The 11995-nt window shown below is 28.6% G+C and carries 9 protein-coding genes; 7 read left to right on the top strand and 2 right to left on the bottom strand.

What is annotated here, in order from left to right; all coding sequences use genetic code 11:
- From ACH2BC_RS00755 to trxA, 5 genes are all read left to right on the top strand, one after another.
- The coding region (locus ACH2BC_RS00755; protein WP_395052019.1) for a hypothetical protein at positions 1-229 on the top strand (229 nt) is incomplete at its 5' end.
- Between the two features lie 4 nt (positions 230-233).
- Positions 234-1061 carry a DUF3800 domain-containing protein gene (locus ACH2BC_RS00750; protein WP_395052018.1) on the top strand — a complete coding sequence of 276 codons (828 nt, stop codon included), beginning with the start codon at positions 234-236 and terminating at the stop codon, positions 1059-1061.
- Between the two features lie 250 nt (positions 1062-1311).
- Positions 1312-5136, top strand: coding sequence for an Eco57I restriction-modification methylase domain-containing protein (locus ACH2BC_RS00745; RefSeq protein WP_395052017.1), 3825 nt, complete (start codon positions 1312-1314; stop codon positions 5134-5136).
- A gap of 103 nt (positions 5137-5239) precedes the next feature.
- Positions 5240-6112: an Abi family protein gene (locus tag ACH2BC_RS00740; protein WP_395052016.1), complete on the top strand. Its 873-nt coding sequence runs from the start codon at positions 5240-5242 to the stop codon at positions 6110-6112.
- A 227-nt stretch (positions 6113-6339) separates the two neighbouring features.
- On the top strand, positions 6340-6660 hold the full coding sequence (trxA, locus tag ACH2BC_RS00735; RefSeq protein ID WP_395052014.1) for a thioredoxin: 321 nt from the start codon (positions 6340-6342) through the stop codon (positions 6658-6660).
- A gap of 144 nt (positions 6661-6804) precedes the next feature.
- Here trxA and ACH2BC_RS00730 read toward each other — a convergent pair whose 3' ends face one another.
- Both ACH2BC_RS00730 and ACH2BC_RS00725 read right to left on the bottom strand, forming a co-directional pair.
- Positions 6805-8700, bottom strand: coding sequence for a tetratricopeptide repeat protein (locus ACH2BC_RS00730; protein ID WP_395052013.1), 1896 nt, complete (start codon positions 8698-8700; stop codon positions 6805-6807).
- Between the two features lie 104 nt (positions 8701-8804).
- Positions 8805-9509 carry a LytR/AlgR family response regulator transcription factor gene (locus ACH2BC_RS00725; protein ID WP_395052012.1) on the bottom strand — a complete coding sequence of 235 codons (705 nt, stop codon included), beginning with the start codon at positions 9507-9509 and terminating at the stop codon, positions 8805-8807.
- 145 nt (positions 9510-9654) lie between these two features.
- On the opposite strand from ACH2BC_RS00725, the gene ACH2BC_RS00720 reads away from it, so the two are divergent.
- The gene (locus ACH2BC_RS00720) at positions 9655-10134 is read left to right on the top strand and encodes a T9SS type A sorting domain-containing protein (RefSeq protein ID WP_395052011.1); all 480 of its coding nucleotides are present in this window, start codon (positions 9655-9657) and stop codon (positions 10132-10134) included.
- 4 nt (positions 10135-10138) lie between these two features.
- Complete coding sequence (locus tag ACH2BC_RS00715; RefSeq protein ID WP_395052010.1) at positions 10139-11908, top strand: hypothetical protein; 1770 nt, start codon at positions 10139-10141, stop codon at positions 11906-11908.
- Positions 11909-11995 lie beyond the last annotated feature (87 nt).

Below are 11995 nucleotides of genomic sequence, written 5' to 3'. Positions count from 1 at the left end.
AATTGAGCCAGTTTTACTTGCGTCAAATGATGAGGATATTGATATTGAAAACCTTGATGTAAATGAAAATTTAGAGGAAGAAGATGTAATTGAAAATGCACCAATTGCCACAGAACAAGTTAGAAAAATTACAAGTTTGGATATGAGTAGTAGAAAATTGAAAATTAAAATATCTAAAGAGTTGTTGGAGGAATTGGAGAATTTGGAGGTTGAGTTTCGATTGAATTAATATTATGGACAAGAAAAAAATATATTTATTTATTGACGAAAGTGGTGATGCATCTTTTTATGCAAAAAAAAATAAATTACAAGTTGGTACTGAAGGATTTCAACCTTTATTGTTATTAGGTTTAATTATTTTAGAAGACAAGAAAGAAATACATAAAAAAATTAAAGACCTTCAACAAGAAATTATAAATGATTCTTTATATAATTCATTAAAATGCGTGTCAAATCCCAAAGGTTGGTATTTTCACGCTAGGAATGATCAACCTGAAGTAAGAACAAAATTTATTGAATTGATTCGTAAAATGGAAGGTTTCAAATCATATATCGTAATTGGCAGAAAACGGTTAGACCTTTTTCATAAAAAACACAATAAGTCGGAAAGCGAATTCTATTTTGATATGGTTTATCATTTGTTAAAGGACAGATTAAATAAAGAGGATGTTTACTATCAAATATTACTATCTACAAGAGCAGGAAATTCAGGTGAAAAACTAAAAAACGCTATTGAGAAAGCTATTGAAAGAGATAATAATAAGCGAAAAACACCAATTACAATTCATTATGATTGCAGAACAATTCCTAGTGATAAAACTCCTGAATTAAGTATCATTGATTATTTAATGTGGGCTTTACAACGGTATATTTTACTTAAAGAAAGTAGATTTTATGATGCTTTAGTACAAAAAATGAATCTGATTATTGACTTGTATGATTTTGAAAAATTTGAAAGTAAAAGCAGTAACTATTATCATCCAAAAAAGAATAAATTTGAATTAGAAAAAGCTAGTGAATTTAAAACTGACGGATATATAAACAAAAAAAGCAATCTTTGATTAGCCGTACCAATACTGGTAACCTCTGCATGTGCAGATTATGCTATATCAAAATTGCCTATGCAAATATAATACAAAAGCAGTAAAAACATACTTAGACAAGATAAAATTAACTTTTTTATAGTGCTTTGTGTCATTTTATGCACACTAAAACCTTATAAAAATACCATCAATTCATAAAATTTTGTAAATTAATAGTTTATTTTAAATTGAATTAAAATTCTTACTTTTGAAAAGCAATACATACTAAATGAAATTACTAAAAATAAAACCATCTAAAAGTTTAAACAAAGCGTATTATAAGCAGTCGCTTACTCGTGAGCAAATTGAACTTTTTAAAAAAGAATTACAAAATACTTTTAATCATATTGATGAAAAGCAAGACGAAGAATATCATAAAAATGTTATTGCCGACTTGTTTAAAAACGTGTATTGCAAAGATAAACATCTTGTAAACGTAAACAAAAAAGAAGATTTAGTAATTCGTTTAGGAAATTCTACAACTGATGATGTTGGAGTTTTATTAGAATTTAAAAAACCAACTGAAAAGCGTGATATGGTTTCTGCTGCAAATGCTAATGTAAAAGCATTGCAGGAAGTGGTTTTATATTATTTACGTCAAACGGTTGATTATGATAATCATAAAATTACAAATTTAATTGTAACCAACATCTATGAATGGTTCATTTTTGATGGCGTTTGGTTCGAGAAAAATATTTTTAGAAACGTTAAACTTAAAAAAGATTATTTAGCATTTAAATCTTCTGGTCATGATACTAAATATTTCTATGATACCATTGCAGCTAAATATCTTGCAGAATTTACAGAAGAAGTTTCGTGTACTTATTTTAATTTAAAAGATTACGAAAAAAAAATTACCAACGATAATAAAAAAGACGATAACGATTTAATTGATTTATACAAAATCCTTTCGCCAGAACATTTATTAAACAAAAAATTTGCTAACGATAGTAATTCCTTAAATACCGATTTCTATAACGAATTACTTTATATTATTGGTCTTGAAGAAAGTAAAGACACTGCCAAAAAAACCATTCGTAGAATAAATGAAGCAGAAAGAAACGAAGGTTCACTTATAGAAAATACGATTGCCAAACTTAAAACCAAAAAATATTTTGGATTTGATACTAACGATGCAATCGAAAATCAATATTATGAAATAGCTTTAGAATTATGTATTACGTGGTTAAATAGAATTTTATTTTTAAAATTACTCGAATCACAATTGATAAAATACCATAATAATGACGAAAATTATGCTTTTTTATCTTACTCAAAAATAAAAGATTTTGACGAACTCGAAGAATTATTTTTTGAAGTTCTTGCCGAAAAAACAGCAGATAGAAAATCATCTGTTGCACAAAAATACGTAGACATTCCATATCTAAACAGTTCGTTATTTGAAATGACCGATTTAGAAAAAAATGCAATAGCTTTAAGCAACTTAAAAGATAGATTGGAATTTCCTGTTTATAAAAAATCGGTACTTAAAAAAGGAACTAAAGAGGTTATAAAACCCAAAACCAGTTTAAATTATCTTTTAGATTTTCTTGATGCCTACAACTTTGCAAGTGAAAGCAATGCCAAAATTCAAGAAGAAAACAAGTCTATAATCAACGCATCGGTTCTTGGGTTGATATTCGAAAAAATAAACGGTTACAAAGACGGTTCATTTTTTACGCCAGGATTTATCACGATGTATATGTGTCGTGAAACCATTAGAAAAGCAGTGGTTGAAAAGTTTAAAACCAATTTTCCTTTTTGTCAAGATATTACAAATTATGAAGAACTGAAAGAAAAAATAGATTTTAAAAACAAAGCCGAAAGAGCAGAAGCCAACAGATTAATAAATGAAATTAAAATTGTAGATCCAGCAGTAGGTTCAGGACATTTTTTGGTTTCGGCACTTAACGAAATGATTGCTACAAAAAGTGATTTACAAATTTTAAGTTATAAAAACGATAACCGAGTTTTAGGATACACGATAACATTAGAAAACGACGAGTTAATTATTCAAAACCAAGAAACTGATAAACTGTTTGAATACAACTTAAACCAAAACAACAATATCATTACCGATTTGCAAGATTTGCAAGAATGCTTGTTTACCGAGAAACAAAAAATTATAGAAAATTGCCTTTTTGGAGTTGACATTAACCCAAAATCTGTAATGATTTGCCAATTGCGTTTGTGGATTGAGTTATTAAAAAATGCATATTACACCAAAGAAAGCAATTATAAAGAATTGCATACTTTACCAAACATTGACATTAATATAAAAACAGGAAACTCACTAATTTCTAAATTTGCCATAAAAGACAATGTTTTTGAACGCATTACAGGATTTCAAAAAAAGTTGCAAGAATATAAAACTTGGGTAAGTATTTATAAAGATACTAATGATAAAAAAGCCAAAGACGAACTCAAAAAAAAATTAAAACTTTTCAAAGACGAATTTAAATTGGCCGATTTGCGTGTTACTAAATTGCAAAACGATTTGAGAATATTAAATGGTGTGTTTTATGAAAAATACCAAACTTATCAAGTTTTTGGTAGTGAACTTACCGATAAAGAAGTCACAGCAAAAGAAAAGTTACAAGCAGAAATACAAGACAAACAAGTAGAAATACAAACGGTAAAAGACAATCCAATATATAAAGATGCCTTTGAATGGCGGTACGAATTTCCGGAAGTTTTAGACGATAAAGGCGATTTTATTGGCTTTGATGTGGTAATTGGAAATCCGCCTTATATAAAAGAGTATGAAGGTAAACATATTTTTGACGGAATTAGAGAAAACGAAGTATATCAAGGAAAAATGGATATTTGGTATATGTTTGCCTGTGATGGATTAAAATTTTTAAAACCAAATGGTTTATTAAGTTACATTGCACCAAACAATTGGGTAACCAATTCTGGAGCAAGTAAAACAAGAAATTTTATTTTAAAAAATTCTAAAATTGAGCAAATTATAGATTTTGGAAGTTATATGATATTTGATACGGCAAGTATTCAAACAATGATTATGACATTTAAAAAAGACATTCAAAACGAATACAATTTTGATTACAGAAAAATTGAAACTACAAAACCTCAATTTAATGATGCTATTGAAATTTTAACCAATAGTAAAACAGAAAATAATGTTTTAATGCAACCTAATATTGTTGTAAGCAATTCATTAAATCAGTTTTTGACATTTAATAATAATGTATCAGATAGTATTTTAAATAAAATTGCAACTAAAAAGAATTTTGATTTGAATCAAAAAACTGAAATTGCACAAGGAATTGTTTTTCCTCAAGATTTCATAAATAAATTATCCAATGAAGTATTAGATAATACATATAAAGTTGGTGATGGTATTTTTGCTTTAAGCGAAAAAGAAAAAGACGATTTGAATTTATCTGAAAATGAATTGCGATTGGTAAAACCATATTTTAATAGTGAACAATTTAGCAGATATTTTGCAACTAATAAAAATGAGTATTGGTTAATTTATACCTCTTCAAAATTTAAAAATCCTAGCGAAATAAAACCGTATCCTAATATTAAAGAACATTTAGATAAATTCCAAAGTGTCATAACATCTGACAATAAACCTTACGGTTTGCATAGAACAAGAGAAGAAAATTTTTTTAAAGGCGAAAAAATAATTGTGCAACGAAAATGTGCAGGAAAACCAGTTTTTACATATACTGATTTTGATACTTATGTTTCTGCTACTTTTTATGTAATTAAAACCGAAAGAGTAAACCAAAAATATTTAACTGGATTATTCAATTCTAAACTTATAGAATTTTGGTTACGAAACAAAGGTAAAATGCAAGGCAATAATTTTCAACTAGATAAAGAACCATTATTAAATATACCAATTTTTGAACCTAATAAAGATTTTCAAAAACCAATTATAAGTTTAGTCGACCAAATCCTAACCTTAAAAAAAGAAAATCCCAAAGCCGATACAAGTGATTTAGAAAACGACATCGACGAGTTGGTGTATCAATTGTATGAGTTAACATATGATGAAATTGATGTGGTGAAAAGTAGTTAATAAATACTACTACTTGTTTAAAACTTAACTTAATTGTGAATAAGTAAAAATTATAGTGTTAAAATAATTAGTAAACTTTGCAACACTATAATTAAATAAATAAATGGGAACTAAAGCCACAACTGTAGAACAACAAATAACACTTCTTGAAAGTAGAGGTATGAAATTTGATTGTGATGTAGAAAAAATAAAAGAAACCCTGTTAGATATTGGTTATTATCGGCTTGGTTTTTATTCTTATTATTTTCAAGATAAAAAAAGTCATCAATTTACATCAGATATAAATTTTAACGACATCATCAAGCTTTACTATTTTGATTTTGACATGAAGATGTTGCTTTTGAGATATATTTATAGGATTGAAGTTCATTTTAGAACTCAATTGGTTTATTTTGCATCAAATTTTTATAATGAAAATAATACTTGGTACATAGATTCTAAAATAGTTGATAATCAAATTTTGAAAGAATTCAATTCAATTTATTTTAATTTAAAAACAAAAAATAAAATTATATCAAAACATCACAAAAAATACCATCCTTGTGATTATGCCCCAACATGGAAAGTGTTTGAATTTTTAACCTTTGGTCAAGTTTTTAAAGTTTTTTCAAATCTAAAAAATGAGGATTTAAAATTAAAAATATCAGAAGTTTATGGCTTTAGAGAAATATCATTGTTAAACAACTATTTTATTTCTATCATAAACATTAGAAATATCTGTTCTCATAATGGTGTACTTTTTGATTACAATCAACCAATAGGTATACAAAGTATTCCAAATTTAAAGTATAGATTAAAAACACAAAATAATACAAATTTAAATGCTTCATTACGATTGCTACTTTTTATATTGAGCAAAGTATCTAAAAATAGAGCTAGCGATTTAGAACAAGAAGTAAAGAGTTTATTAGCAATTGCTTCCCAAAACGAACTTGTAAAAAACATAATTATTTCTAAAATTAAATTTGATTTGTAATTTTTTTAATTACATTTGTACTCTCAAAGTGCCCTACTATACAATCTGCTATAGGTGAGCACTATAAAATAAGAAAATCGACCCAGACATTTTTTTGCTCTGGGTTTTTTATTTTTTGTAATCAATTCCATAAATACATACATAATCAAAACCAATTCTTAAATACCATTGTATTAAGGAAATAATTGGTATTTTTGCAAAACAAATTAGAAATAAAAATAAAAAATATGGCATTAGCAATAACAGATGCAACTTTTGACGAAGTAGTATTAAAATCAGACAAACCAGTAATAGTAGATTTTTGGGCAGCTTGGTGTGGACCATGTAGAATGGTTGGACCAGTTATAGACGAAATTGCAACAGAATATGAAGGAAAAGCAACAGTTGGAAAAGTAGACGTTGATGCAAATCAAGAATTTGCTGCAAAATATGGTGTTAGAAATATTCCAACGGTTTTAATTTTTCAAAACGGTGAAGTTGTTGGTCGTCAAGTTGGCGTTGCACCAAAGAAAACATATACCGATGCAGTTGATGCATTGTTACAATAAGAAATTATTTGTTGATTTTTTTAAACCTTTCAAGATGTATTTTTTGAAAGGTTTTTTTATTCTGAACTCTTGAACTGAATTTTTTTCAGTTTGATTCAGAATCTTTTGAATTTTTTCTAGATTGTCTTAAACTACAATAACTATTTAAAATTTAAGAGTAAAAGTAGTTCCTATATTTTCAGTACTATCAACTGAAATCTCACAATTTATGGCTTTAGCCATATCTCTGATAAGATACAATCCCAAGCCAGATTTTGTTCCTGTAAATTCACTTTCGTCAAACAGTACTTGAAATTTTTCTTTACTTGCTCCTAAACCATTATCGGTTACAAATAAAAAACGTTGATTTTCAATTTGCCAAGCTTTCCAAGTTATAGTGGGATTTTCGGTAGTTGTAAAACTATTTATGGCATTACTAGTAAGGTTTCTTATAATGGTTTTTAAATAATTTTCGTCAGTAAAAATCTCAATATTATCTGGATTTTGGTATTCAAATGTAATTTTTAAATATCCAGAAAACACTTTTTCAGTATCTTCAAATAGTTGATTTACCAATAAATTTTTGGGTTGTGGTTTAAAATTTTCCATTTGGCTTTTACTCCATTGTAAAATATCTTCCATACTTGATAAAAGATTTTTTGCTCCAGACATAGTTTTGTCTTGCATTCGTTTGGTATTTTCTTCGGTAAGTAATTCTGGAGCTTCGTTTTGAAGTTGTAAAAAGAAAATTAAGTTATTTACAGGACCACGTAAATCGTGATTTAAGATACTAAAAAATCTAGTTTTGGCTTTGTTAGCTTGGTCTAGTTCTAGATTTTTAGAATCTAAATTTTCATTTAAAATTTGCAATTTATTGTTGTTTTGTTTGCGTTTTCGGCTTTGGTAAAACAATAATCCTCCAATTACTGTGAGCAATCCCAAACCGCCAAGCAAATACCATTTTTGTTTTTCTTTGGCATCTAGTGATAATTTATTGATTTTTATTTCTTTATCTCTAAGTTCAATTTCGCGTTTGTCTTCAAGATTTTTAATGGTTTCTTTATTATCAGAATTGAAAACAGAATCTTTGAATTTATAAGATAAATCTTGGGTTTCTAGAGCTACTTCGAAATTTCCTTGCGTTTTTTGTATATAAGATAAGGTTCTGTAACTCTCGTACAATCGACGAATGTTTTTTGCTTTTTTTGTCAATATTATTGCTTTTTCAATGGCAAACAAAGCTTCCTGAAGATACTCTTTTTTTTGATTTTCACTTTGACCGTTTGACTCTGCTAAATTGGTGTAAGTTTCTGCAATCAAATTATAATTTTGGATAATCATATTCTCATCACCAATTAACAAATAGTTTTTTAAAGATTTTTTATAGATTTCGAGTGCTTGTTCGTATTTTTCTTGATCTACATATATTCCAGCTTTTAAATCATTAGTAGTATTTTTAAATTTTAGTATTCCTAGTTTATCACTAACCTTTTCAGCTTCTTGAGCATGTTTTAATGCTTTATCATATTGCTTTAAACTTGAATAACAAGAACTAACATTATGTAATTCCATATAAACTTCTGCAAGGTTTTTATGCTTATCGTTAAATTCAATTGCTTTTTTGAAATGGGAAATTGCTTTTTCATAATCACCCGAATTTTGATAAATTGTTCCAATATTTGTTAAAATCTTTCCTTGAATTTGATAATCTTTTCCTTCTTCGGCAAATTTTAATCCTTTAAAATAATAATCTAATGCTTTCGGAAAATTACCTTCTCTTGAATTGATAAAACCTTTACCTAAATAGGCTTTTGCAATTTGAGATTTGTTTTTAGTATTTTTTAAAACATATTCAAAATATTCATTTGATTTTTTATTATCTACACCCAAATAATATACACCAATATTGCGGTGCGCCTCTATGTTTCCATATAAGTAATTCAAGTTTTTTGATAATTTTAAAGCTTGGGTACAATATTTTAAGTGTTCATTAGCATTTATATCTCGGAATGCATAACCTAAATCGTTAAGTACATTTACCTTCAAACTATCTTCTTTCATTTTTGGCAATTCAACCAAAAGCGAATCAATCAATTTTTGTCCATCCAATTTTTGAGCAACTGAAAAAAGAGATATAAAAAAAATGAAAAGAAAGTAAAAATATTTCATAAAATAAGATTTAAATTGTCTTTATAACTTCTCCCAATAGGAATTTTGGTGTTGTTATGTAACTGAACTTCAGTAGCATTAATCTTTTCAATAAATTTTTTTTGTACAGCAAAACTTCTATGAATACGAACAAATGATTCAAAAAAAGTATCTTGTAATAATTCTCCAATAAATGAAAAAACACAATACCTTTTTTTATCTGTAACAACTATTGTATGATTTTTTAGTGCTTCAAGATACAAAATATCATGCATTTTGATTTTAATTTGTTCGTTTCCAACCTTTAAGTAAACTACATCTCCACCTATACTTGTTTCAAATAAAGCTGCTTTGTGTCGCAATTCCATGTATTCAAGAACTCTAGAGATTGCTTGCTCAAATCGTATGAAATTATAGGGTTTTACTATAAAATCTAATGTATCTATCATAAAAGTTTCAGCAGCTAATTCTGAGTGTGAGGTTATGAAAATACAGCAAGGAATAGTTAATGCTTTTTTTCTTAGTTCAATGCCATTTTCATTCTCTAATTCTATATCGAGGAAGGCAACATCTACTGTATTTTTTTCAAGAAAAAAAAGCGCTTTTTCGGCAGAATCAAAAACACCTACAATATCTAAAGCTGTAAATCGCTTAGTATAAGCAACTACCATTAGCCGATCCATTTCGTCATCATCAACAATAATACAAGAAAACACTTTCACTTTTAATAGATTAAAGAGTAAATATAATAATTTTTACAAAATTAAACATGTTATCCGTCCCTTAATTCTGTCGTTCGTCCTTTTGAGGTTTTTTAAACTGTCAAAGTCATAGAACTTTACACTATAAACTAAAATACAGAACATTATGAAAACAAAAAAACTTTTATTAGCGGTAATATTTGGATTTTTTATCCAAAATATACAAGCGCAGAAAGACGTTGTTGTTAGTGGCGGCAACGCAACAGGCAGTGGCGGAACTGTAAGTTATTCAGTTGGACAAGTTGCTTATACAAACGCAACAGGAAGTGGAGGTACAGTTACTCAAGGTGTGCAACAACCTTTTGAAATTGTAACACTTGGAACTGACAATTTTCCTGAAATTATATTATTAATGACGGTTTATCCAAATCCTACAACTTCTATTGTGAACTTGAAAGTGGACAATTTCAATTTTGAAAACTTACAAATTAACCTTTCTGACATAACTGGAAAGTTGCTTCAATCTCAAAAAATTAGCAATCAAGAAACCCAAATTCAAATGGAAAGTTTGCCTCAAGCAATCTATTTTTTGAATGTCCTAGACAACAACAAAACAATTAAAACTTTTAAAATTATTAAAAATTAAGATTATGAAAACAATTACTCAAAAATTATTCAAAATAGCACTTCTATGTTCTATTTTCTTTACTCTATTTTCTGCACAAGCACAAGCACCGCAAAAAATGAGTTACCAAGCTGTGGTTAGAAATACAGCAAATACTTTGATTTCCAATACAGCAGTCGGTGTAAAAATTAGCGTTTTACAAACTTCAGTTTCTGGAACAGTAGTATATGCTGAAAGACATACGCCAACTACTAATGCTAATGGATTAGCGACTTTCGAAATTGGTGGCGGAACGGTTTTAACTGGAACAATTGCAGGTATCAACTGGGCAACTGGTCCTTATTTTATAAAAACCGAAACTGATCCAACTGGTGGAACTAATTATACTATTTCTGGAACATCGCAATTGGCAAGTGTACCGTATGCATTATTTGCTGCTAATGGCGGAACACCTGGACCACAAGGAATTCAAGGTGTTGCAGGCGCAATTGGTGCACAAGGAGTTGCAGGTGTTGCAGGAACCGCAGGTATAAACGGAAAAAATACATTAATTCTTACCACAACAGAACCTGTAGGAGCAAACTGTGCAACTGGTGGAACACGCCAACAATATGGTTTAGACAACAATGGAAATAATGTTTTAGATCCTTCAGAGATTAATGCTTCCTTAACAAAATATGTATGTAATGGTTTAGTAGGAGCAACAGGCGCACAAGGAATACCAGGAACAGCAACTAATGCTTGGGGTTTATCTGGAAATACAGGTTCTGCAACTAATTTTATTGGTACAACTGATAATACTTCACTTACTTTAAAAACTAATAATACACAAGCAATGATTATTGAACCAAATGGATACACGGTTCTAGGTTCTGGTGTAGTTGGACCAATTATTGACCGCTTTGGAATAGAAGGAAATGCATTAATGATTGGAGCACCAGTTAGTAATTTAGATAACGGTACATTAAAAATTAGAAACAGAGGTCAAGTACTGCAACAGCTTGAAGACCAACAAATGAATCTTGATGGAGAGATTATACAAACTACTAGAATTGATGATCAAGGATCGTATGCCGCAGATTTAAAAATAAATCCAAATGGTGGAAATATAGGAATTGGAAATACAGGAACAATTCAAAATAAATTGCAAATAGGAAATCCGCCAGGTTTTTCGGGCAATGATATTGCAATTGGTAACGGTACGCAAGCCATGTCTTTATTTCAAAGTCCAACAGCATCAATATTTTATACTAATACTAATTTTGCTTTTATGCCTGCGAGTGGTGTTGGTAATATGGGAATTGGGACTACAACTCCAACAGCTAAATTAGATGTTCAAGGAGATATTTCTTCAACAAGTGATTTAGGTAACAAAGTAGAGATAAAAAATGGAGCAATTTACACCACTCCAACTGGAAATTTTAATCTTGTGCCAATTGGTGTGTTTAATATTGAATTTCGAATTGATAATGATGGTAACCTAATTGATAATCAAATTAGAAACATTGTTGGAAATGTAATTGCTCCTCAAACTCTTGTTTATAACACCTTTACAGGGTTTAATGATTTTTCTGCACTTACTATAGATATAGATTTTGGTGCAACACTTCCCTACACCAAAATTGTAATTGTAGGTGCGCCATCAATTTCACAATTTTCTACTTGGCTAACTGGAAGGTTTACTTATGATGAGGAAGTTGGAATTGGTAGCACTGTAAGAATAAATTTAGAATCAGATAATTTTGACGGAGGACTTATTAACGGTACATATATAGCTTATGGTATCAAACAATAATAGAATATTTTTGAAAAAAGGCGCAAGGAAACATTAGCATTTACTTAATATAAATTGAATTACAAGTTAATTTTCTTGTCAAATAAA

The organism is Flavobacterium sp. (assembly GCF_043760115.1).
Lineage (GTDB): Bacteria > Bacteroidota > Bacteroidia > Flavobacteriales > Flavobacteriaceae > Flavobacterium.
Note: the sequence above shows the minus strand (reverse complement) of the source record. Positions and strands in the feature narration are given on the sequence as shown.